General features: G+C 67.3%; 20 protein-coding genes. 13 read left to right on the forward strand and 7 right to left on the reverse strand.

The window, feature by feature from the left end:
- Positions 1 to 105 precede the first annotated feature (105 nt).
- The 6 genes from era (at position 106) to AX690_RS18005 (ending at position 8,015) form a co-directional block, all read left to right on the forward strand.
- A complete protein-coding gene (gene era, locus AX690_RS17980) occupies positions 106 to 1,056 on the forward strand; it encodes a GTPase Era (RefSeq protein ID WP_066680952.1) in 951 nt (316 codons plus the stop codon).
- Positions 1,049 to 1,903, forward strand: coding sequence for an arylamine N-acetyltransferase (locus tag AX690_RS17985; protein WP_066680958.1), 855 nt, complete (start codon positions 1,049 to 1,051; stop codon positions 1,901 to 1,903). Before era ends, AX690_RS17985 begins: the two co-directional genes overlap by 8 nt.
- Complete coding sequence (recO, locus tag AX690_RS17990; protein ID WP_066680959.1) at positions 1,904 to 2,635, forward strand: DNA repair protein RecO; 732 nt, start codon at positions 1,904 to 1,906, stop codon at positions 2,633 to 2,635. It abuts the gene before it with no gap.
- A gap of 52 nt (positions 2,636 to 2,687) precedes the next feature.
- Positions 2,688 to 4,274 carry an alkaline phosphatase gene (locus AX690_RS17995; protein ID WP_066680960.1) on the forward strand — a complete coding sequence of 529 codons (1,587 nt, stop codon included), beginning with the start codon at positions 2,688 to 2,690 and terminating at the stop codon, positions 4,272 to 4,274.
- Positions 4,275 to 4,335: 61 nt separating this feature from the next.
- On the forward strand, positions 4,336 to 6,615 hold the full coding sequence (gene parC, locus AX690_RS18000) for a DNA topoisomerase IV subunit A (RefSeq protein WP_066680961.1): 2,280 nt from the start codon (positions 4,336 to 4,338) through the stop codon (positions 6,613 to 6,615).
- Positions 6,612 to 8,015, forward strand: a complete 1,404-nt coding sequence (locus AX690_RS18005; RefSeq protein WP_066730508.1) for a serine hydrolase — start codon at positions 6,612 to 6,614, stop codon at positions 8,013 to 8,015. Before parC ends, AX690_RS18005 begins: the two co-directional genes overlap by 4 nt.
- A gap of 78 nt (positions 8,016 to 8,093) precedes the next feature.
- Here the strand turns inward: AX690_RS18005 and AX690_RS23435 are convergent, their stop codons facing one another.
- Positions 8,094 to 9,533, reverse strand: a complete 1,440-nt coding sequence (locus AX690_RS23435) for a hypothetical protein (RefSeq protein ID WP_066680965.1) — start codon at positions 9,531 to 9,533, stop codon at positions 8,094 to 8,096.
- A 198-nt stretch (positions 9,534 to 9,731) separates the two neighbouring features.
- On the opposite strand from AX690_RS23435, the gene AX690_RS18015 reads away from it, so the two are divergent.
- The 4 genes from AX690_RS18015 to AX690_RS18030 are packed head-to-tail and all read left to right on the forward strand — an operon-like array spanning position 9,732 to position 13,750.
- Positions 9,732 to 11,039: a serine hydrolase gene (locus tag AX690_RS18015; RefSeq protein WP_066680967.1), complete on the forward strand. Its 1,308-nt coding sequence runs from the start codon at positions 9,732 to 9,734 to the stop codon at positions 11,037 to 11,039.
- 36 nt (positions 11,040 to 11,075) lie between these two features.
- The gene (locus AX690_RS18020) at positions 11,076 to 12,038 is read left to right on the forward strand and encodes a zinc-binding alcohol dehydrogenase family protein (RefSeq protein ID WP_066680969.1); all 963 of its coding nucleotides are present in this window, start codon (positions 11,076 to 11,078) and stop codon (positions 12,036 to 12,038) included.
- Positions 12,035 to 12,970, forward strand: coding sequence for a nitronate monooxygenase family protein (locus tag AX690_RS18025; RefSeq protein WP_066680971.1), 936 nt, complete (start codon positions 12,035 to 12,037; stop codon positions 12,968 to 12,970). The genes AX690_RS18020 and AX690_RS18025 overlap by 4 nt, the downstream gene beginning before the upstream one ends.
- Before the next feature lie 12 nt (positions 12,971 to 12,982).
- Positions 12,983 to 13,750, forward strand: coding sequence for an SDR family NAD(P)-dependent oxidoreductase (locus tag AX690_RS18030; protein ID WP_066680973.1), 768 nt, complete (start codon positions 12,983 to 12,985; stop codon positions 13,748 to 13,750).
- Here the strand turns inward: AX690_RS18030 and AX690_RS18035 are convergent.
- Both AX690_RS18035 and AX690_RS18040 read right to left on the reverse strand, forming a co-directional pair.
- Positions 13,747 to 14,586 (reverse strand): arginyltransferase, encoded by an 840-nt coding sequence (locus AX690_RS18035; protein WP_066680975.1) that lies wholly within the window; start codon positions 14,584 to 14,586, stop codon positions 13,747 to 13,749. The two genes, AX690_RS18030 and AX690_RS18035, sit on opposite strands and share 4 nt — an antisense overlap.
- Before the next feature lie 99 nt (positions 14,587 to 14,685).
- Entirely contained in the window at positions 14,686 to 15,585 is a 900-nt protein-coding gene (locus AX690_RS18040) for a flagellar motor protein MotB (RefSeq protein WP_066680977.1), read from the reverse strand.
- A 113-nt stretch (positions 15,586 to 15,698) separates the two neighbouring features.
- On the opposite strand from AX690_RS18040, the gene AX690_RS18045 reads away from it, so the two are divergent.
- Positions 15,699 to 16,553: an NAD(P)-dependent oxidoreductase gene (locus tag AX690_RS18045; RefSeq protein WP_066680978.1), complete on the forward strand. Its 855-nt coding sequence runs from the start codon at positions 15,699 to 15,701 to the stop codon at positions 16,551 to 16,553.
- A gap of 4 nt (positions 16,554 to 16,557) precedes the next feature.
- Here AX690_RS18045 and bioD read toward each other — a convergent pair whose 3' ends face one another.
- Together bioD and bioF are read right to left on the reverse strand one after the other, a co-directional pair.
- On the reverse strand, positions 16,558 to 17,214 hold the full coding sequence (gene bioD, locus AX690_RS18050; RefSeq protein ID WP_066680981.1) for a dethiobiotin synthase: 657 nt from the start codon (positions 17,212 to 17,214) through the stop codon (positions 16,558 to 16,560).
- Positions 17,211 to 18,365, reverse strand: coding sequence for an 8-amino-7-oxononanoate synthase (gene bioF / locus AX690_RS18055; RefSeq protein ID WP_066680983.1), 1,155 nt, complete (start codon positions 18,363 to 18,365; stop codon positions 17,211 to 17,213). Before bioF ends, bioD begins: the two co-directional genes overlap by 4 nt.
- 72 nt (positions 18,366 to 18,437) lie before the next feature.
- Here bioF and AX690_RS18060 point away from each other — a divergent pair, with 72 nt between their 5' ends.
- Positions 18,438 to 19,700, forward strand: coding sequence for an adenosylmethionine--8-amino-7-oxononanoate transaminase (locus AX690_RS18060; protein ID WP_066680984.1), 1,263 nt, complete (start codon positions 18,438 to 18,440; stop codon positions 19,698 to 19,700).
- 7 nt (positions 19,701 to 19,707) lie between these two features.
- Positions 19,708 to 20,649, forward strand: a complete 942-nt coding sequence (locus AX690_RS18065; protein ID WP_197426901.1) for a DMT family transporter — start codon at positions 19,708 to 19,710, stop codon at positions 20,647 to 20,649.
- Here the strand turns inward: AX690_RS18065 and AX690_RS18070 are convergent.
- Together AX690_RS18070 and AX690_RS18075 are read right to left on the reverse strand one after the other, a co-directional pair.
- On the reverse strand, positions 20,646 to 21,170 hold the full coding sequence (locus AX690_RS18070; RefSeq protein WP_066680988.1) for a hypothetical protein: 525 nt from the start codon (positions 21,168 to 21,170) through the stop codon (positions 20,646 to 20,648). The genes AX690_RS18065 and AX690_RS18070 overlap by 4 nt on opposite strands.
- A gap of 43 nt (positions 21,171 to 21,213) precedes the next feature.
- On the reverse strand, positions 21,214 to 21,738 hold the full coding sequence (locus AX690_RS18075; protein WP_066680990.1) for a superoxide dismutase family protein: 525 nt from the start codon (positions 21,736 to 21,738) through the stop codon (positions 21,214 to 21,216).
- Positions 21,739 to 21,782: the final 44 nt, after the last annotated feature.

Consider the following 21,782-nt stretch of genomic DNA (forward strand, 5'->3'; position numbering starts at 1 on the left):
GAATCCGTGACGCCGATCTGTTGGAAGACCAATGCCCAGCTTAGCGGCGATCACAAGGCAGGCTGCACGGGATTTTCCGATCCAACGATGCTACACGCACGCTCAATGACTGAAACCACCTCCAAAACTCGCGCTGGCTTCGCCGCCATCATCGGCGCGCCGAACGCCGGCAAGTCCACCCTGGTCAACCGCATGGTCGGGGCCAAGGTCTCGATCGTCACCCAGAAGGTCCAGACCACGCGCTTCCCCGTGCGCGGCGTCGCCATCGCCGGCGACACGCAGATCGTCCTTGTCGACACCCCCGGCATCTTCAGCCCGCGCCGGCGCCTCGACCGCGCCATGGTGCGCGCCGCCTGGGCCGGCTCGGAAGAGGCCGAAGCCACCGTCCACCTCGTCGACGTGCAGGCCGAACTGGCCGCCCGCGCCGATAAGGCGACGCCCGGAGAATACCGTTCGGCCCAGGACGTCCAGACCATCATCGAGGGCCTGAAGGCCGCCGATCGCAAGGTGATCCTGGCGCTGAACAAGATCGACGGCGTCAAGCGCGACACTCTGCTGGCGGTCGCCAAGGACTTCTTCGACACCGGCGTCTACACCGACGTCTTCATGATCAGCGCCGCGACGGGCGCCGGCGTCGACGACCTGACCGCCAAGCTCGTCACCATGATGCCGGAGGGGCCCTGGCTCTATCCGGAAGACCAGACCGCCGACCTGCCGGCCCGCCTGCTGGCCGCGGAGATCACGCGCGAGAAGGTCTATCTCCGTGTCCACGAGGAGCTGCCCTACGCCGCCACGGTCGAGACGACCGCCTTCGAGGAACGCAAGGACGGCAGTGTCCGCATCGAGCAGACCATCCTGGTCGAGCGAGACGGGCAGCGCGTGATCGTGATCGGCAAGGGCGGCCAGACCCTGAAGTGGATCGGCCAGGCCGCGCGCGAGGAGCTCTGCGAGATCCTGGATCGCAAGGTGCACCTGTTCCTGCACGTGAAGGTCAAGGAGAACTGGGCCGAGGAGCGGGGCCTGTTCAGCGACATCGGACTGGACTTCGATGTTTGACGCCCCCGCGCAGCCGACCGTCGATCTGGACGCCTATTTCAAGCGGATCGACTATGACGGTCCGCGCGAGGCGAGCCTCGCGGTGCTGCGCGCCCTGACGCTGAAGCATCCCGACGCCATCCCGTTCGAGAACCTCGACGTGCTGCTGGGGCGCGGGATCAGCATCGTTCCAGCCGATATCGACGCCAAGCTGATCGGCGCGGGTCGAGGCGGCTACTGCTACGAGCAGAACGGCCTGCTGAAGCGTGCCCTGACGGCGCTAGGCTTCCAGGTCGAGGGTCTGATGGCCCGCGTCCAGTGGCTGGTTCCTGAAGGCGCGCCGCCGCGCCCGCGCTCGCATATGGTGCTGGGCGTCCAGTTGGACGGCGAGACGTGGCTGGTCGACAACGGCTTTGGCGGCTGCGTGCTGACCGGACCGCTGAAGCTGTTCTCCGATGAGGTGCAGGACACCCCGCACGGTGAGTTCCGCATCGTCGACGTCGAGCAGGGCGGCGTGGCCGAGCGGCAGGTGCAAGCCAATCTCTCGGGCAAATGGGCGCCGCTCTATCAGGTCGCCCAGGGCGCCTGGGCCGACATCGACTACGAGCAGGCCAACTATTTCACCTACACCCACCCCAGCTCGCACTTCACCTGGAGCATGACAGTTGGCCGCACCACGCCGGCCGCGCGCTACGCCCTGAAGAACAACCGCTTCACCCATCGCGACGTGACCGGCGCGGTGGTCGAGCAGCGCGATCTTACGGTCGATGAGCTGGAAGCGACGCTGCGCGACGTGATCGGCCTGCCGGTCGCGCCTGACTGGCGTCCGGTGCTGGAGAAGGTCGTGGCGTGGGGGACGCCGTCCTAGATGGAGTGGGAGGACGAAGCCTACGTCCTGTCCGCCCGCGCCCACGGCGAAACGGGCGCGATCGTCGAACTCCTAACCCAGGATCGCGGCAAGTTCGCCGCCCACGTGGCGGGAGCGGCCTCTCGGCGGATGAAGCCATTCCTGCAACCGGGCGCGCGGGTCATCGCTCGTTATCGGGCTCGCGTCTCCGATCAGCTGGGCTCTGCCAGTCTGGAGCCGATGGGCGAGGGGCCTTCGTCGTTGTTCGACGATCGGCTGGCCTTGGCGGGGCTCTCCGCCGCTGCGGCGGTGGCCGCGGCCGCCTTGCCTGAGCGCGAGGCCCATCCCGGAGCGTTCCACGCCCTGGAAGCCCTGATCCGCGTGTTGGAGGTCCCCGAGATCTGGCCCGCCGTCTATGTGCGCTACGAAGCCGGGCTGCTGCAGGAGCTGGGCTTTGGCCTGGATCTTTCCAGGTGCGCGGCGACCGGCGTCTTCGACGATCTGGTTTATGTCAGTCCGCGCACGGGCCGCGCGGTGAGCCGGGAGGCGGGGCGGCCCTATCACGACAAGCTCTTGCCGCTGCCGCCGTTCATGCTGTCGTCACAGGGCGGTCTCGCCGAGGGCGATGTGAAGGCGGGGCTGGACATTACCGGCCACTTTTTGGAGCAGTTCGTATTCGGTCCCCTGAACCGACCGCTGCCGCCGGCGCGCCTATGGTTGCTAGACCGCCTGGCCGAGGCTGGCAGGCTTTAAGAACCGTCACACAGTGACGCTATCGCGACACTCTCGTTTCCGGAGTTTCGCCATGTCTGTTCTCGACCGCTACGCCCTGAGCCGCCGTCGCCTACTGACCGTGTTCGGCGGCGCGGCCGTCACGGCCCTTTCGATACCGCTTGAGAGCGGCAAGGCCCTGGCTCAGCCAATGTTCCGGACCTATCCGTTCCAGCTGGGCGTCGCGTCGGGCGATCCGTCGCCGGATGGCTTCGTGATCTGGACGCGCCTGGCGCCCGAGCCCTTCGAGATCGGCTACGGCATGCCGATGGCGCCGGTGGCGGTGGACTGGGAAGTCGCCGACGCGGCCAACATGCGCAACGTCGTCGCCAAGGGAACGACGATCGCGCCGCCGGAACTGGGTCATTCGGTGCATGTCGAGGTCGCCGGCCTGCAGCCGAACCGCGACTACTGGTACCGCTTCACCGCCGGCAAGGAGCGCAGCCTGGTTGGCCGCGCCCGCACGACGCCGGCCCTGGGCGCGGGGCTGGACCGCGTCCGCTTCGCCGTCTCGGGCTGCCAGCACTACGAGAGCGGCTACTACACGGCCTATCGCCGCCTCGCCGAGGACAACCCCGACTTCGTCTTCTGCTACGGCGACTACATCTACGAAGGGCGTGGCAATCGCGTCTCGAACGGCTGGAACGGACCGACCGAGAACGTCCGCCAGCACTTCGGCTCGGAGATCTACACGCTCGACGACTACCGCCGCCGCTACGCCCAGTACAAGATGGACACCGATCTTCAGGCCGCCCACGCCGCCGCGCCCTGGTTCGTGGTCTGGGACGACCACGAGACCGACAACAACTGGGTCGGCGAGCTGGATCAGGACGGCACGGATCCGAAAGTGTTCAACCTGCGCCGCCAAGCGGCGGTCCAGGCCTATTACGAGAACATGCCGCTGCGCGCGTCGAGCTTCCCGACCGGGACGTCGCTGCAGATTTATCGCCGCGCCGCGTACGGCCAGCTCCTGAATCTCAATCTGCTGGACACCCGCCAGTTCCGCACCGACCAGCCCTGCAATGATAAGCAGACCTGGTGCGACGCCATCAACGCCCCGAAGGCTGAAGTCGTGGGAGCGGCGCAGGAGAAGTGGCTGATGGACGGCCTGACCGGCGGCAAGGCGACCTGGAACGTCATCGCCCAGCAGGTGATGATGATGGACCTCGATCGCGATCCGGGGCCTGGCGTGATCGTCAACCCGGACTCCTGGGCCGGCTATCGCATCCCGCGCGGTCGCCTCTTGGGCAAGATCCGGGACGCCAAGGTCGGTAACGTCGTCGTCCTGACGGGCGACGAGCACCAGAACTTCGCCGGCGACCTCTATGTCGATGGGACCAAGCGCGAGGCCGCGCCGATCGCTTCGGAATTCGTGATCACCTCGATCAGCTCCGGCGGCGACGGCGTCGACCAGCGTGACGAATTCGCCAAGATCCAGGCCGCCAATCCGCTGCTGAAGTTCAACAACAACCAGCGCGGCTACGCGATCTGCGAGGCGACCCCCAAGGCCTTCGTCACCGAGTTCAAGGTGCTGGACGCGGTCAGCCGTCGCGACGGGAAGCTCTCCACCCGGGCGAAATGGGCCCTGGAGGCCGGAAAGCCGGGGATCGTTCAGGCCTAACCGCTCGAATCGGCGAGGGGATTTCTGCTAGACTCCTTCCCCGGAGTAACGAATCCCCTCGATGAACAAGCCTGTCCTTCCTCCCCCCGGCGGCCCCGGCGACGGCGACCGCATTCTCGACGAGCCGCTGACCGAGGCCCTGTCGCGCCGCTACCTGGCCTATGCGCTCTCGACCATCGGCTCGCGAGCGCTGCCCGACGTGCGCGATGGTCTGAAGCCCGTGCACCGTCGCGTGCTGTACGCGATGAGCAACATGCGCCTGAACCCGGACGCCGCGGCCCGCAAGTGCGCCAAGGTGGTCGGCGAGGTGATGGGTAACTTCCACCCGCACGGCGACCAGTCGATCTACGACGCTCTGGTCCGCCTGGCCCAGGACTTCGCTCAGCGCATTCCGCTGGTCGAAGGACAGGGGAACTTCGGCAATATCGACGGCGATAACGCCGCGGCCATGCGTTACACCGAATGCAAGATGACGGAGGCGGCGACGCTTCTGCTCGACGGCATCGACGAGGACGCGGTCGACTTCCGCCCGACCTATGATGGTCAAGACGAAGAGCCGGTGGTCCTGCCGTCGGGCTTCCCGAACCTCTTGGCCAACGGCTCGTCGGGCATCGCGGTCGGCATGGCCACCTCGATCCCGCCGCACAACGCCGCCGAGCTGATCGACGCCTGCCAACTGCTGCTGGCCAATCCCGACGCGACCACCGAAGAGCTGCTGGAAAAGGTTCCGGGCCCCGACTTCCCGACCGGCGGCGTCATCGTCGAGCCGCGCGCGTCCCTGCTGGAAACCTACGAGACCGGCCGCGGCGGCGTGCGCATCCGCGCCAAGTGGGAGAAGGAAGACACCGGTCGCGGCACATACCAGATCGTCGTCACCGAAATCCCGTATCAGGTGAAGAAGTCGGATCTGGTCGAGCAACTGGCCGACCTGATCGACAGCAAGAAGGCCGCCCTGCTGGGCGACGTCCGCGACGAGAGCGCCGAGGACATCCGTCTGGTCCTTGAGCCCAAGTCCAAGAACGTCGAGCCCGAAGTGTTGATGGAGAGCCTGTTCAAGCTCTCGGCGCTGGAAAGCCGCTTCCCGGTCAACATTAACGTGCTGGATGCGCGCGGCACGCCGGGCGTCATGGGCCTCAAGCAGGCGCTGATGGCCTTCCTGGCCCACCGCCGCGAGGTCCTGACCCGCCGGGCCCGTCACCGCTTGGCCAAGATCGAAGCCCGTCTGCACATCCTGGACGGCCTGCTGATCGCCTATCTGAACCTCGACGAGGTCATTCGGATCGTCCGCTACGAGGACAAGCCGAAGGAAAAGCTGATCGAGACCTTCGCGCTGTCGGACATTCAGGCCGACGCGATCCTCAACACCCGGCTGCGCCAACTGGCCAAGCTGGAGGAGATGGAGATCCGTCGCGAGCACGCCGAGCTGGTCGAGGAACGCGACGGCATCCTGGCCATGCTGGCCAGCGAGGCCAAGCAATGGAAGCTGGTCGGCGTGGGCTTGGGAGAGGTCCGGGCGACGCTGCTGAAGATCAACCATCCGCTGGACAAGCCTCGCCCGACGGGCGTGAAGGGCCGTTCGATCTTCGCCGACGCTCCGGTGGTCGACGCCGACGCCGCCATCGAGGCGATGATCGTCCGCGAACCGATCACGATCATCCTGTCCGAGCGCGGCTGGATCCGCGCCGCCAAGGGCAAGGTCGACGATCCGTCCGAGCTGAAGTTCAAGGAAGGCGACAAGCTGGGCTTCCTGGTCCCGGCCGAGACCACCGACAAGCTGCTGATCTTCTCCAGCGATGGACGTTTCTTCACCCTCGGCTGCGATAAGCTTCCAAGCGCCCGAGGTCATGGCGAGCCGGTGCGGATGATGATCGAGCTGGACGACAAGGTGAAGATCGTCGACGTCTTCCCGTTCAAGGCCGGGCGCAAGCGCATTCTGGCCTCGAAGCTGGGTTACGGCTTCCTGATGCCCGAGGAAGAAGCGCTCGCCAACCGCAAGGCCGGCAAGCAGGTCCTGACCGTCGACGCCGCCGGCGCGGCCTTCTGCATGGAGGCCGTGGGCGATCAGCTGGCCGTCATCGGCGATAACGGCAAGATCCTGATCTTCCCGATCGAGGAGCTGCCGGAGATGCCGCGCGGCAAGGGCGTCAAGCTGCAGTCTTATCGAGAAGGCGGTTTGCGCGACGGCCTGTCGTTTAACGCGGAGACCGGCGCCTATTGGATCGACACCGCTGGCCGCCGCCGTGATTGGGCGGAATGGAAGGAATGGGTCGGTCGTCGGGCGGGCGCCGGCAAGCTGGCGCCGAAGGGCTTCGCCACCAACAAGCGGTTCAAGCCGAAATGATCGGAAGGAGGCTGCGTCGCCTTGCGCTGGGCGTCTTGGCCGGCGTCTTCGGCTGCGCGGCCCTCGCCGCGACTCCGGCGTTCGCCCTGCAGCGGGCCAGGCCGGAGGAGGCCGGCTTCAACGCCGAGCGCCTGAAGCGTCTGGACGAGCACATGCAGGCGATGGTCGATCACGGCCAGATCGCCGGCGGCGTCACCCTGCTGGCCCGCCACGGCCGCATCGTCCACGCCAAGGCCTTCGGCGCGCGCGAGCTGAGCGGCGAGCCCATGCCGATGGACGCCATCTTCCGCATCCGCTCGGAAACCAAGCCGGTCACCGGCGTGGCGATGATGATCCTGTACGAACAGGGTCTTTGGCAGCTGGACGACCCGATCAGCAAGTACGTGCCGGAATTCGCCAATCTGCGGATCGCCAGCGGCGTCGATGCGGCGGGGCAGCCGATCCTGACTCCCATCTCGCGCCCGCCGACCATGCGCGAGCTGATGACCCACACGGCGGGCTTCGCCTACGGCATCGCCGACGATCCCAGTAGTCCTCCGGACAAGGCCTATTATCAGGCGGGCGTCCTTCAGTCGGGGTCGCTGGAGGAGCTGGTGCGCAAGGTCTCTGGCCTGCCGATGTTCTCCGAGCCCGGGCAGCTGTGGCGCTACAGCGTCGCCGCCGACATCCAGGGCTATATCGTCGAAAAGCTGTCGGGCGAGACCCTGCCGGTGTTCATGGAGGAGCACATTTTCGCGCCGCTGGGCATGAAGGACACGGCCTTCTATGTGCCCGCCGAGAAGATGGGGCGGCTGGCCGCGCTTTATGACGCCGACCCGGTCACGGGAAAGCTGGTTCCCGCCGTCGAAGGCGCCTGGCGCGACGTCAGCCGTTTGCCGGCCGCGCCCTTGGGCGGCGGAGGCCTGTTGTCGACAGCCGGTGATTTCGCGCGCTTCGCCCAGATGATCCTCAACAAAGGCGAGCTCGAGGGCGTGCGGATCCTGAAGCCCGAATCCGTGGCCTTGATGACCCAGAACCATCTGCCGCCGGGCTTCGTGGTGACGACCAACGGCACGACGGGCGTCTTGAAGCCGGGGCCGCGTCCTTTCCCGTTCGCCGCCGGCATGGGCTATGGCCTGGACGCGGGGGTGGCCGTCGATCCGGCCGCCTCTGGCGCGCCTGTGGGCCCCGGCACGATCAGCTGGGGCGGCAGCGCCGGCACCTGGTTCTGGATCGATCCGGCCAACGACCTCTTCTTCATCGGCATGATACAGCGGCTGGGCGGGGTTGGGCCGGGCCTGGACGCTCAGTCGCGTAGCCTGGTCTATCAGGCGATCGAGCGGCCGACGGAGGTCGCTCTCGGACCGCAGTCGGGACAGCATCCGGCCAAGACCTCCAGCAAGCCTACCGCGGCGCGATAGCGCCGACGACGCGCATACGAAAAAGCTCCCCTCGCTGAGCGAGGGGAGCTCCATCGTGGCCTTGGAGGGCTGAAGGTCCTAGGCCGCGAACAGGAGGTCGCCGCCATCGGTGACCTTGCTGACCTTGAGGCCCGTAACGCCGGCCAGCTTGATCAGGCCGTCGCCCGCGTCGAGCCCGCTCACACCGTTTTGGTGGAAGACATAGGTGTCGCCGTTCCATTCGAAGACGGTGTTGCTGTTGGCGGCCGTCGCGCCAGCATAGGCTGTCAGGGCGTCGTCGAAAGTGGCGGTGGCGATGAAATAGAGTTGCTTCTTCTCGCCAGGACCCGCGGCGCCGGCGAAGGTCAGCATGTCAAAGCCCTTTTGGAAGTCCTCGATCACCGCGATGTCCGAGACCTTGCCGTTCGACAGATGCAGGCTGGCGAACGAGCCGATGTCGATGTTGTCATAGCCTTCGCCGGTGATGAGGCGTCCGTCGAACTTCTCCAGGAAGATCGAGTCATTGCCCTTGCCCGCGTCGATCAGGCCGCGCACGACGCCGTTGTCGACGATGATGACGTCGTTGCCGCCGGCCGTGCGGATATGCTTGCCGGCGTCGAGACCGCCCGGTCCATCGGTGATGATCGGCTTGATCACGTCATTGCCGTCGCTGGCCAGGACGTGGGTGTTGTCGTCAGGTTCCTGATTGTAGGCGTCGACGTTCCAGTCGTGGGCGAAGCGGGCGCTCTCGCCCGGCAAGCCCGGGTCAGAGGGACCGCCCAGCGCGTGATCGCCGCCCGCGCCATAGATCGAGTAGAAGTGCGCGAAGGGAACGCCCTTGCCGGTCGCCGCGACCTCGTTCAGATAGGCGCGCACGGCGTCCGCATAGGGACCTTGGCCGCTTTTCATGGCTTCGGCCATCAGCGCCCCGACCATGGCCGCGCGACTGCCGATCCCGTTGCCGCCGTCCCCGCCCAACTCGACGAAATACTCTCCGCGCGTATAGGTCCCGCCGCGGCCGTTGGGCACTTCCGCGTCCAGATAATCGAGGGTCGCATCGTGCGACAGGGAGACGCCGAACAGTTTCAGATAAGCTTTCTGAAGCGTGGCGTACATCGTCCCGTTCTCGCCGTACGTTTCGACGAAGTTGGCGCGGCCTTCACCGCTTTTCGCGAGGTTGACCGCGAAGTTGATGTAGCGGTTCGTGGTGTCGAACTTCGCGTAGTAGGCGCTGTTCAGGTTGTTCGGATTTCCGCCCGTCGGGGATACCAGATAGTCCAGTCCGGCCGTGTTCAGGGGCAGATCGGCGATGAAGCCGTAGGCCATCACCGCTACGGCGGTTGTCGCCCTGGCGCCGTCCATGATCCACTGCACGGCGCTCGCATAGGTCCAGCCGTCACCCATCATGCCATTGCGCGCGGCGTCAATGCCGTTGGCCATCATGGTCAGTTGGGCGGTCGCGTCGGCCGGGAGCTCCGCATTGGCGGGGACGCGATGAACGTTGCGATAGATGCTGATCAGATTGGCGAGCGTGGCCATCGGTTGCCTAACATGTCTATTTCGTAATCCCTCGTGCAGTAAAAAATATACATGAACGTCGTTCGGTCAATTGCGCTCAACATTAAATAACCTTCACCGTTCGATGCGAGGTGAGGCTGTGCGCCGTCCCTCAAAAACGGTTTCAAGGTGGCGGCGCGCGCTCTAAGGTCGTGTCAAACATGTGTTCGGGAGGGTGTGTTGGCGTTTCGTAAACTGATCGGGACGGTTCTGGCCGTGGCCATGGTCGCGGGCGGTCCCGCGATCGCGGCGGCTCCCAAGGCGGCAGCTTTCGTCGCGGCGGCTCCCGAAAGCGTGGGCTTCTCGGCCGAAGGCCTGAAGAAACTGGACGCCCACATGCAGGGTCTGGTCGATACGGGCCATCTCCCCGGCGTGACCACCATGCTGGTCCGGCACGGCAAGGTCGTGAACTACCAGGTCCACGGCAAGAAGGGCTTCGACGGCCCGCCGATGACCAAGGACACGATCTTCCGGATCTACTCCCAGACTAAGCCGGTCACGGGCGTGGCCATGATGATCCTCTACGAGGAGGGCAAGTGGGAGCTGGACGACCCGGTCAGCAAGTACATCCCCGAGTTCGCCAGCCTCCGCGTCTTCAAGGCGGTTAATCCGGACGGCTCGTTCGACACGGTTCCCGCCGATCGTCCGCCGACCATGCGCGAGATCATGAGCCACTCGGGCGGCTTCGCCTACGGCCTGGTCCCCGACAATCCGATCGACAAGGCCTATGCCCGCGACGTGCTGGCCGCGCGGACGCAACAGGAGTTCGTCGACAACATCGCCAAGCTGCCGCTGGTCGCTCAGCCCGGGACCCGTTGGAAGTACAGCGTCTCCGTCGATATCCAGGGGCTGATCGTCGAGAAGCTGTCGGGCATGTCGCTGGGCGACTTCATGAAGAGGCGGATCTTCGACCCGCTGAAGATGACCGACACCGGCTTCTGGCTGCCGGCCGAGAAGATGGACCGCCTGGCCTCGCTCTATCTGTGGAGCCCTAAGGAGCAGAAGCTGGTTCCAGCCAACGGCTTCATGGTGCTGGACATCACCAAGCCTCCGGTGATGGCCTCGGGCGGCGGCGGCCTGGTCTCGACCAACGCCGACTATGCGCGCTTCGCCCAGATGCTGCTGAACGGCGGGACGCTGGACGGCAAGCGGGTCCTGAAGCCCGAAACCGTGAAGCTGATGCGCACCAACGCGCTGAGCGACGCGATCATGAATTCCGACGTCCCACCGTTCAACACGGCCAAGGGGCGGGGTTTCGGTCTCGACTTCGCCGTCGTGCTCGACAGCGCCAAGGCGGGTCCGCAGGGCGAGGGGACCTTCAGCTGGGGCGGCGCCGCCGGCACCTGGTTCTGGATCGACCCCAAGAACGACCTCTTCTTCTTGGGCATGATCCACATCCTGAACAAGGACGGCGATCCGGCGATCAAGGACATCGACGACGACAGCGCCAAGCTGGTCTACGACGCCCTGAAGGACCCCAAGAAGTAGGCCCTAAGGCCCATAAGAACGATAGGGAGCAACGGCATGAAGGCCGCCGTGTACTACGAGACCGGGGCGCCGGACGTCTTTCGCTACGAGGATGTTCCGGATCCGGTCTGTCACCCTCAGGGCGTGGTCATCCGCGTCGAAGCCGTCAGCATCGAGGGCGGCGACACGCTGAACCGCGGCGGCGGCCAGATGGCGGGCAGCCCCCACATCGTCGGCTATCAGGCGGCGGGGGAGATCGTCGAGGTCGGCGCCGAAGTGTCTCATCTCAAGGTCGGCCAGAAGGTCGTGACCGTGAACGCCTTCGGCTCTCACGCCGAGCTCCGGGCCGTTCCGGCGCGCAACGCTTGGCCGATCCCGGACGGCTTCGACAGCCAGAAGGCGTCGGCGATCCCGGTGCCCTTCGGCACGGCGCACGAGTGCCTGTTTGGCGCGGGCCGTCTGAAGGCCGGCGAAACGGTGCTGGTCCAGGCGGGGGCGGGCGCCGTCGGTCTCGCCGCCATCCAGCTGGCCAAGAAAGCCGGCGCCGCCGTGCTGGCCTCGGCCTCCAGCGACGCGCGTCTGGACCGGTTGAAGGCCTTTGGCATGGACCACGGGATCAACTACAGCCGCGACGATCTCGTCGAGCAGGTGATGGGGCTGACCGGCGGCAAGGGCGTCGATCTGGTCGTCGATCCCGTCGGCGGCGCCACACTGGCCGGCAGCCTGGGAGCGCTTGGCTATCGCGGGCGTGTCTCGCTGGTTGGCAACGCCGGTCGCGAGCCGATGAAGGTCGACGTCTCGTCCCTGATGGCCGGCAATCGCTCGCTCACCGGCGTGTTCCTCGGGGCGGAGATCATGACTGACCGCGTGCATGACATGATCCAGGACCTGATCGAGCAGGCCGCGCGCGGGGAGCTTAAGGTGCTGATCGACAGGACCTTCCCGTTGTCGGAAGCCGCCGCCGCCCACGCCTATATCGAGAGCCGCCAGGCCGTTGGTCGGGTGTTGCTGATCCCATGAGCAATCGTGTCCTGGCCCATACGGGCGCGAAGTATCCGATCATTCAGGCCCCCATGGGCTGGATCGCGCGGTTCCCGCTGGCGAGTGCGGTCTCGCGCGCCGGCGGCCTGGGGATCATCGAAACCTCGTCCGGCGAGACCGAGAACTGCAAGGCCGAGATCATCAAGATGGCGGCCAGCGGCCTGCCGTTCGGCGTGAACCTGCCGATCCTGTTCCTGCGCGACGACGCCATGCTGCGCTTCGTCTGCGAGAGCGGGGTCAAGTTCGTGACGACGTCGGCCGGCAGCCCGGCCAAGTTCATCGGGCCGCTGAAGGACGCTGGCATCGTCGTCTACCACGCCGTCCCGACCGTCGACGCGGCGGTCAAGTGCGTCGAGGCGGGCGTCGATGGCCTGGTCGTCGAAGGCGCCGAGGGGGGCGGCTTCAAGAACCCGGAGGAGGTCTCGACCTTGGTTCTGCTGCAGGCCATCCGCGCCAAGGTCGATGTGCCCTTGGTCGCCGCCGGCGGCATCTGCGACGGGCGCGGCATGGCGGCGGCCTTCGCCCTGGGCGCCGAGGCGGTGCAGATGGGCACGCGCTTTGTCAGTTCGGCGGAGAGCCCGGTGCACGCCAACTACAAGGCGGCCATCACGGACGCAAAGGAGACGGGGACCTGGGTGCTGAACAAGAAGGCCAGCCCCTGCATCCGCGCCATCAAGTCAGACCTGACCAAGGAGATCCACGACGCCGGCGTCATGCCGCCGGACGTGCTGCGGAACATCTTGGACGTCTATTTCGGCGGCGACATGGAGGCCGCGCCCGCGCTGGCCGGCCAGACGGTCGGGCTGATCGATGAGGTCAAGCCCGTCCAACAGATCATCGACGAGACCGTTTCCCAGTTCCACGACATTTGCGGGCGCCTCGGCGCCCTGGCCGCCGCGCGCGGTTTCTAGAGGATTTTCGACATGCAGAACCTGTTCTCACTCGAAGGCCGCGTCGCTCTGGTGACCGGCGGCTCGCGCGGCATCGGCGCCATGATCGTCAAGGGCTTCCTGACCTATGGCGCCAAGCGCGTCTACATCACCGCCCGCAAGGCCGCGGCCTGCGACGCGGCGGCCGAGGCGCTCAGCGAGTTTGGCGAGTGCGTCTCGCTGCCCGGCGACATCTCGACCATGGAGGGCATCCAGGGCCTGGCCGATCGCATCAAGGAGCGGGAGGACAAGCTGGACATCCTGGTCAACAACGCCGGCGCGGCCTGGGGCGCGGCCTTCGATGAGTTCCCGGAAGCGGGTTGGGACAAGACGGTCGACCTCAACATGAAGACGCCGTTCTTCCTGACTCAGGCGCTGATTGGACCGCTGCGCGCGGCGGCGAAAGACCGCGTCGCCAAGGTCATCAACATCGCCTCGATCGACGGCCAGTCGGTCTCCAAGGAGGAGACCTATCCGTATGGCGCATCCAAGGCCGGCCTGTTGCACATGACCAAGCGCATGGCTCTTCGTCTGGCGCCGGAAAACATCGCCGTCAGCTGCATCGCGCCGGGCGCTTTCGCCTCGGACATGAACAAGGTCGCGCGCGACCACGCGGACGCGGTCTCCAAGGCCATCCCGGCCGGCCGCATCGGCACGGAAGAGGACATGGCTGGCGCGGCGATCTACCTGGCCTCGCGGGCGGGCGATTACGTGATGGGCGGCGCCGTGACCGTGGACGGCGGGGTCAGCTTCGCCCGCTAACCCAGGTCTTCGATCTCCGCCGGTTCGGCGTCGCTAAGGGGCAGATCGCACGTGTCCTTGGCGGCGCCGCGCAGGGCAGGGGGGCGAGCGCCCCGCTCGCGAGCCGACATCAGCGACCAGCCGCCAGGCTTGAGGATCTCCAGCGGCGAGAAGCGGGCCTTGTAGGCCATCTTCTCGCTGCCCGGCACCCAGTAGCCGAGATAGACGTAGGGCAGGCCGCCTTCCTGAGCCTGGACGATGTGGTCCAGGATAATGAAGGAACCGAGGCTGCGGCGCGTCTCGTCGGGTTCGTAGAAGCTGTAGACCAGCGAAAGCCCGTCAGCGAGGACGTCGACCAGCACGCAAGCGACGAGGTCGCCAGGGCCGCGATCCTGGGACTTGCGGCGATACTCGATCAGGTGGGTGCGGACCGCGGTGTCCTCGACCATGGCCACGTAGTCGGGCCAGGTCATCTCGGCCATGCCGCCATCGGCGTGCCGCGCTAGCAGATAGCGGCGCAGCAGCTCGAACTGCTCCAGCGTCGCCTCGGCCTCGACCAGATGGCGCTCGAGATCGTCGTTACGGTTCAGGACCTTCCGCTCGGAGCGCGACAGCACGTACTCGCCGGCGGGCGCGCGCGCCGACTGGCAGGCGCGGCAGGTCTCGCAGGCGGGGCGGTAGGCGATGTTCTGCGAGCGACGGAAGCCGACCTGGGTCAGGCTGTCATTGACCGTGGGCCCGTCGGACAGCGGCAGGTGCGCGAACACCTTCCGCTCCTCGCGACCGGGCAGGTACGGGCAAGGCGTGGGCGCGGTCAGGAAGAACCGAAGCTGTCGCGTCGGAAAGTGCTGCGTCACAGAAGCCCGGTCCCCTTTAGCCTGGATGCGCCCCTGAATGGATTAGGGGGTATTGCGTCCGGTTGCGCAAGCTTCGCTGAGGCATTGCGCGGCTAACGGTCACAGACCGTCGGGCAGGACCGGCTTTTCGCGCAGCAGAACGATCGAAATGCGCCGGTTTCCGGCCAGGGTCGGGTCGTCGGCGTACAACGGCTCGGAGTTGGCCTTGCCCGAGACCTGATAGATGCGGTCGTCATCGACGCCGGCGGCGCGGAGGATCTGGCGCGAGGCGTCGGCGCGTGAGGCCGACAGCGACCAGTCGCCGTCCTGCTTCTTGCCATAGGCGCTGGCGCTGGTGTGGCCTGAGATGGTCACGCGGTTGGGCAGCTGATTGATCACCTTGGCGACGGCGCGCAGCAGGATGCGGGCGCGGTCATTGGGGACCTTGGAGTTCTCCTGGAACATCGAGCGGCCCTCCTGGTCGACCAGCTGGATGCGCAGGCCCTCGGGCGTCTGGTCGATCAAGATCTGCTTCGACAGTTCGGCCAGCTCGGGCATGTCCTGCAGCGACTGGCGCAGCGACTGGGCGGCCGAGGCGAAGCTGTCCTGCTCCTTCTTGGCCAGGGCGTCGCGTAGCGCCTGCTCGCTGGCCGAGGCCAGGCTGGCGGTGTCGGTCGACTGGCCGTCCTTCTCGACGCTGTCGGGAACTTCCGGGGCCATCTGCTGGATGGCCGACATCTTGCCGTCGGACTTCGCGCCGTCATCGCCCAGCGACGTACCGCCCAGAATGCCGCCGGAGCCGCTAGTGGTCGACGAGATCGAGGCGGGCGCGAAGTAATCGGCAATGCCCTGCTTCTGCTCGGGGCTGGTCGTGTTCAGCAGCCACATCAGCAGGAAGAAGGCCATCATCGCGGTCACGAAGTCGGCATAGGCGACCTTCCAGGCGCCGCCATGGTGGCCGCCGCCCGAGACCTTCTTCACCTTCTTGATGAGGATCGGTTGCTCGCTGCTAACCGCCATCGTGCTTAAGCCTGTTTAACCTTGGACCCGCAACCTGCCGATAGGACGTTAAGATGGGGTTGAAGTGGCGGGCGAAGGCCGCGTAATCCGGGGCTTCACTCTAGGAGTTCGCGATGAAGACGGCGTTTATCGGCTTGGGCGTCATGGGCTTTCCGATGGCGGGTCATTTGAAGGCCGCAGGCCACGAGGTCGCCGTCTACAACCGCAGCCCCGAGAAAGCCCATCGCTGGGCCGAGAAGCACGGCGGAACCGCCTTCGCCACGATCGCCGAGACGGTCGCAGGCGCAGAGGTCGTGCTGCTCTGTGTCGGCAATGATGACGACGTGCGCGACGTCGTGGCGCAGGCGCTTCCCGCCATGGGCGAAGGCGGCGTGATCGTCGACCACACCACCACCTCGGCGAAGGTCGCCCGCGAGATGGTCGCCCTGGCCGCGGTCACCGGTAGAAGCTTTGTCGACGCCCCAGTCTCGGGTGGTCAGGCGGGCGCCGAGAACGGCCAGCTGACCATCATGGCCGGCGGCGACCAGGCGGCCTACGATCGCGTGCTGCCGGTGATCGAGGTCTACGCCAAGGCCGTCCGCCGCATGGGCGACGTCGGCGCGGGGCAGCTGACCAAGATGTGCAACCAGATCGCCATCGCCGGCGTCGTGCAGGGAGTCGCCGAAGCGCTGCACTTCGCCAAGCGCGCTGGCCTCCCGACCGACGACGTGCTCGCCGCGATCTCCAAGGGCTCGGCGCAGTCGTGGCAGATGGAGAACCGCTGGCCGACCATGGCGCGCGGAGAGTTCGAGTTTGGCTTCGCCGTGGACTGGATGCGCAAGGACCTGGGCATCGCCCTGGACGAGGCCCGGGCGAACGGCGCGACCCTGCCGGGCACGGCGCTGATCGACCAGTTCTACGCCGAGGTCCAGGCCATGGGCGGTCGCCGCTGGGATACGTCCAGCCTCGTGGCGCGACTGGAGAAGTAGGCGGCTAGGTCAGCAGGACGTCCGCCAGTTCGGTCGCGTCCCATGCCGAGCGCGGCGCGACGACGATGGGCGCTCGACGCTCGAAGGCCCGCAGCATCTCGACCGTCTGGCGGAGGTCCGGCGCGTCGAGGCTTTCGCTGACGACGATCGCGGCGACGGTCAGGCCCCGCGCCCGAACGACCTCTAGCGCCGTCAGCAGATGGCTGGCCGTGCCCAGATAGCTGCCCGCGACCAGCAGAACGGGGAGGGCCAGCGCGACCATCAGGTCGAGGTTTGTCGCGTCGTCGGTCATGGGTGACATGACCCCGCCGGCGCCCTCGACGAGGGCAAGGTCGGCGGCGCGATCGGCCAGCCAGATCCGGCAATCGGCGACGAGGTCGCTCATCCGCAGGGTGTCGCCTTCCATCCGAGCGGCGAGGTTTGGGGCGAGCGGCGCGCGATACCGGCGCGGTGAGACATCGGCCCAGGCGTTCGGTCGGCCGAGCGCCGCGGCGAGGCGCGCCGGGTCGCTGGTCTCCGGCTCCGCCGGATCAAAACCGCTGACGACCGGCTTGAAGGCTTCGACGCGCAGGCCGCGTTTCCGGGCGGCCTCCAGCAGCGCGCAGCCGACGTGGGTCTTGCCAAGATCGGTGCCGGTTCCGGCGACGAAGAAGGCTTTCACGCGGTGGCGCCCCGCAGCGCGGCGATGGCGTCGGCCAGGCGGATGACGTCGTCGTCGGCGTGGACGGCGTTGAAGGCGACGCGCAGCCGCGCCGTTCCTTCGGGTACGGTCGGCGGGCGGATCGCCACGACCAGGAAGCCCAGCGCCTCCAGCGCCGCGGAGGCCGCGAGGGCGGCGTCGGCGGTTCCGACCACGACCGGAACGATCGGGCTTTGTGCGTCCGGTAAGCCCAGGCGCCCGGTGAACAACTTCGCCTTGGCGAGAGGCTGAACGGTCAACTCCGGCTGCGTCTCGATCAGATCCAGGGCCGTAAGGGCGGCGGCGGCCGAGGCGGGCGGCAGACCCGTCGCGTAGACCAACGTGCGAGCGCGGGTCTTGAGGAGACCGACGACCGCCTGCGAGCCGCAGAGGTATCCGCCGTACGAGCCCAAGGCCTTCGACAGCGTGCCCATCTGCAGCGGGATCTCCGCATCGGGGAACAAGGCGGCCGAGCCGCGACCTTCCGCCAGCACCCCGACCCCGTGCGCGTCGTCGCTCAGCAGCCAGGCGTCGTGGCGCGCGCAGATCTGAGAAAGCCGATCCAGCGGCGCGATGTCCCCGTCCATCGAGAACACGCCATCTGTGGCCACAAGAGCGTGGCGGGCGAGGGGCCGTTCAGCTTCCAGAAGGCGCTCCAGGTCGGCGACGTCGTTGTGGGCGAACTTGACGATCTTGGCGCCGGACAGCTGCGCGCCGGCCCAGATGCAGGCATGGGCTAGGGCGTCGATCAGAACGACGTCGCCAGGGCCGACCAGAGTGGGGATCACGCCGGTGTTGGCCAGATAGCCCGAGCCGAACACGCAGGCCGCTTCGGTTCCCTTGAGGCGCGCCAGGCGCTTTTCGAGGTCGCCGAGCAGCGGGTGGTCGCCGGTCACCAGACGCGAGGCCGCCGCGCCCGCGCCGTAGTTTAGCGCCGCCTCGGCCGCCGCCGCGCGCACCTGCGGATGCTGCGACAGGCCCAGATAGTCGTTGCAGGAGAACGAGATCAGCCGTCGCCCGTCGCGTTCGACCATGGCGCCGTCGTGGCGGCGGGTGGGCTTCAGCCAGCGGCGCAGGCTCTTGGCTTCCAGGGCCGCCAGCTTGCCGCCGGCGAAGGCGTCGAGGCTCTGCATGTCGTTTCCCGTTTGCCGTGGCTGGTGGGCGGGAATAGGCAAGGCGCCCCGAGTCCGCAAACGGAAACCGTCATGACCGATCCCGATTGGCTGGCCGCCGGCGCGCCGCATGTCTGGCGGCCCTATTGCCAGATGAAGACCGCCCGGCCGCCGCTGCCGGTCGTGGCGACGCGCGGCTCCCGGCTGGTCCTGGCGGATGGTCGTGAGCTGGTCGACGGCCTGGCTTCGTGGTGGACGGCCTGCCACGGTTACAACCACCCGCACATCGCCGCCGCCCTGCGTGAGCAGATCGAACGGATGCCGCACGTGATGTTCGGCGGCCTCGCGCATGAGCCGGCCTATCGGCTGGCCGAGCGTCTGGCGCGCATGCTGCCGGGAGACCTGAACCACGTCTTCTTCGCCGAGAGTGGCTCGGTCTCGGTCGAGATCGCCATGAAGATGGCGCTGCAGTTCCACATCAATCGGGGCGTGGCGGGACGCACCAAGTTCCTGGCCTTCCGGGGCGGCTATCACGGCGACACCCTGGCGACGATGACGGTCTGCGACCCGGAGGAGGGGATGCACAGCCTGTTCGCGGGCGTCATGCCGGCCCAGGTCATCGCCGACCTGCCGCGCGACGCAGACGGCGAGGCGGCGCTGGACGTGCTGCTGGCCGAACGCGGACAAGAGATCGCGGCGATCCTGATCGAGCCGCTGGTGCAGGGCGCTGGCGGCATGTTGCTGCACTCGCCGGAGGTTCTGAGGGTCTTGCGCCGGCTCGCCGACAAGCACGGCGTCCTGCTGATCTTCGACGAGATCTTCACCGGCTTTGGCCGTACCGGAACCCTGTTCGCCATGCAGGCGGCGGGGATCGAACCCGACATCGTCACCCTGTCCAAGGCCTTGACCGGCGGCACGCTGCCGTTGTCGGCCGCTGTCGCCTCGCGCAAGGTCTTCGAAGCCTTCTGGTCGGATGACGCCGGCGCGGCCCTGATGCACGGACCGACCTATATGGCCAATCCGCTGGCCTGCGCCGCCGCCAACGCCTCGCTGGACCTGTTCGAGGATGGCGCCTGGGCGGCGGATGTCGCGCAGGTGGGCGCCGCGCTCGCCGAGGGTCTTGAGCCATGTCGGGAAGGGAAGGGCGTTGTCGACGTTCGCACCCTGGGCGCGATCGGCGTCGTCGAGTTCGATGCGCCCGTCGCGGTCGGCGAGCTCTGCGCGCGTTTCGCCGAGTTGGGCGCCTGGATCCGGCCGATGGGCAAGGTCATCTATCTGACGCCGGCCTTCACGACGCCGGACGAGGACCTCGCCCTGCTGACATCCGCTGTCCGTGAGGTGGCCGGCGTCGCCTGAGCCGCGATTGACCCGAGGCGGCGGGTCTGGTCCAAGCGGGGCCATGTCCGCCAAGTCCTCCCCCCTGACCGGCCTGGAATATCTCGCCATCCTGGCGATCATCCTGACCTGGGGGATCAACAACGCCGCCGCCAAGGTGGCGACGCTATACCTGCCGCCGATGCTGATGGGCGGCCTGCGGTTCCTGGTGGCGCTGGCCTTCCTGTTTCCGTTCATCCGGCCGCCGTTCCCGGAGCCGCGCAAGGTGCTGGCGATCGTCCTGCTGACCGGACCGATCCATTTCGGAATGATCTACGTCGCCTTCAGCATGGCCAAGGCGCTGAGCCCGCTGGTCGTGGCGAGCCAGCTGTGGATTCCGTTCACCGCCATCTTCGCCTGGCGGATGCTGGGCGAGAGCATGCGGCCTCCGGCGGTCATCGGGCTGGTCATCGCCTTCGTCGGCGTGGCCTGGATGAGCCTTGACCCGCATGGAGCGGGCGACCTGCCGGCCCTTGCGCTGATCGTCTTCGCGGGCGCGTGCTGGGCCGTGGCGACCGTGCTCGTGCGCAAGACGCCGGGCGTCAAGCCGCTGAAGATGCAAGGCATGACCGCCCTGGTGGCGGCCCCGGTGCTGCTGGCCATGTCGTTCGTCTTCGAGACGGGGCAGGTCGAACGCATCAAGGCCGCGCCGCCGATCGCCTGGGCGGCGGTGCTGTTCGCCGCCGTGGTCTCGACGGTTGGGGCCAGCGCCTTGCTGTTCTGGCTGGTCCAGCGACGCGAGGCCGGGCGGGTTACGCCCTATTTCCTACTGACGCCGTTGGTCTCGTGCACCATCGGCATTCTGTTCCTGGGCGACAAGCTGACGCCGCAGCTGCTGATCGGCGGCGGCGCGACCATGGTCGGCGTGGCCTTGGTCGCGATGACCGAAAAGCGGATCAAGCCGGAAGAGGCGCTGGCCGAAGCCGCCTAGCCCTTCGGGGGCGGGCAGCGCTCGGCGGCTTCGCGGCGAAGCAGGGCGGGCGTGGCCTGGATCTCCGTCTGGTCGCCGTCATAGGTCCCCGTGGTGATCTGCCCCTTCACCGCCAAGGGCTCGCCCTTCCGAGCGCGCACCAGGAACAGGCCCGCGATGTCCTGCATGTCGTCGAGGCTGACATAGGCCGCGCCGACCGTGGCCTGGCCCTTCAGTTCGGTGACGCCTTCTCCCGCGCCGGTGGCGTTGATCGTCCAGCCGGGCGGCACGTGGCAGACGGCCAGCACATCGAGGCCGGTGACCTCAAAATCGAAGGCCTGCAGGTTCTGGTTGGCGTTGGCCGGTCGCCACGCCAGCGAGACCAACTCGGTCGGCTCGGATGCGGGTTGCTGAGGCGGGGCAGGCGCCGTTTGGGGCGGCGGAAGGGGCGGGGCCTCGGCCTTGCGGTCGCGCTTGGAGCCGTCGCAGGCCGCGGTCGTGGCGAGCAGCAGAGCAAGGATCGACAGTCGCCAGATACGCATGGGGTGTCCCGCCGAGGGGTGAGTCTCGGCGGGAGCTAAGCGACTACTTGATCACGCCGCAAGCGGCGCGCGCGCCGGCGCCGCCGATCGGCTGGCTCTTGTGGTCGTCGGGGCTGGCGTGGACGACGATCGCCGAGCCATCAGCATCCAATAGGGCCGGACGGCCGCCGGCGCCCTTCAGCGAGACCAGCGTCGAGTAGATTTCCGCCGTGGCCGAGCCGTCGGCGCCTGCGAAGATGTTCGGCAGGTCGCCGTTGTCATTCGCGTCCGGGTTCAGCAGGCCGTGGACGACTTGAGCGGTGGTGTGGACGTGGGCGCCGGCGGACTTGAAGTCCGGCGTTCCGCAGTCGCCCTTTTCGTGGAAATGGACCGCGTGCCAGCCGGGCGTCAGGCCCTTGAGCTCCAGTTTCAGCAGGACGCCGTGAGGGGCCTCAGTGAGGGCGATAGCGCCCATATCCTTGCCGTCGCCGCCCTTGACCTGGGCGGTCGCGGCGGTCTGGGCCAGGGCCGGCGCGGCGGTGATCAGGGCGGCGAGGCCCAGGGTCGTCGCGAGGGTGAGGCTGCGCATGGCGGGTTTCCTTCTGAACAAGCGTGGGACTGGGGACGAAACGG

This window comes from Caulobacter sp. CCH9-E1 (genome assembly GCF_001556515.1).
Lineage (GTDB): Bacteria > Pseudomonadota > Alphaproteobacteria > Caulobacterales > Caulobacteraceae > Caulobacter.

Excerpts from the sequence above, each read along its gene's own strand:
- AX690_RS18020 (WP_066680969.1), top strand. The coding sequence starts at position 11,076 with ATGAAGGCCGCCGTGTACTACGAGACCGGGGCGCCGGACGTCTTTCGC.
- AX690_RS18030 (WP_066680973.1), top strand. The coding sequence starts at position 12,983 with ATGCAGAACCTGTTCTCACTCGAAGGCCGCGTCGCTCTGGTGACCGGC.
- AX690_RS23435 (WP_066680965.1), bottom strand. The coding sequence starts at position 9,533 with ATGGCCACGCTCGCCAATCTGATCAGCATCTATCGCAACGTTCATCGC.
- AX690_RS18045 (WP_066680978.1), top strand. The coding sequence starts at position 15,699 with ATGAAGACGGCGTTTATCGGCTTGGGCGTCATGGGCTTTCCGATGGCG.
- AX690_RS18005 (WP_066730508.1), top strand. The coding sequence starts at position 6,612 with ATGATCGGAAGGAGGCTGCGTCGCCTTGCGCTGGGCGTCTTGGCCGGC.
- recO (WP_066680959.1), top strand. The coding sequence starts at position 1,904 with ATGGAGTGGGAGGACGAAGCCTACGTCCTGTCCGCCCGCGCCCACGGC.
- parC (WP_066680961.1), top strand. The coding sequence starts at position 4,336 with ATGAACAAGCCTGTCCTTCCTCCCCCCGGCGGCCCCGGCGACGGCGAC.
- AX690_RS18070 (WP_066680988.1), bottom strand. The coding sequence starts at position 21,170 with ATGCGTATCTGGCGACTGTCGATCCTTGCTCTGCTGCTCGCCACGACC.
- AX690_RS18025 (WP_066680971.1), top strand. The coding sequence starts at position 12,035 with ATGAGCAATCGTGTCCTGGCCCATACGGGCGCGAAGTATCCGATCATT.
- AX690_RS17985 (WP_066680958.1), top strand. The coding sequence starts at position 1,049 with ATGTTTGACGCCCCCGCGCAGCCGACCGTCGATCTGGACGCCTATTTC.
- AX690_RS18040 (WP_066680977.1), bottom strand. The coding sequence starts at position 15,585 with ATGGCGGTTAGCAGCGAGCAACCGATCCTCATCAAGAAGGTGAAGAAG.
- AX690_RS18075 (WP_066680990.1), bottom strand. The coding sequence starts at position 21,738 with ATGCGCAGCCTCACCCTCGCGACGACCCTGGGCCTCGCCGCCCTGATC.
- AX690_RS18060 (WP_066680984.1), top strand. The coding sequence starts at position 18,438 with ATGACCGATCCCGATTGGCTGGCCGCCGGCGCGCCGCATGTCTGGCGG.
- era (WP_066680952.1), top strand. The coding sequence starts at position 106 with ATGACTGAAACCACCTCCAAAACTCGCGCTGGCTTCGCCGCCATCATC.
- AX690_RS17995 (WP_066680960.1), top strand. The coding sequence starts at position 2,688 with ATGTCTGTTCTCGACCGCTACGCCCTGAGCCGCCGTCGCCTACTGACC.
- bioF (WP_066680983.1), bottom strand. The coding sequence starts at position 18,365 with ATGCAGAGCCTCGACGCCTTCGCCGGCGGCAAGCTGGCGGCCCTGGAA.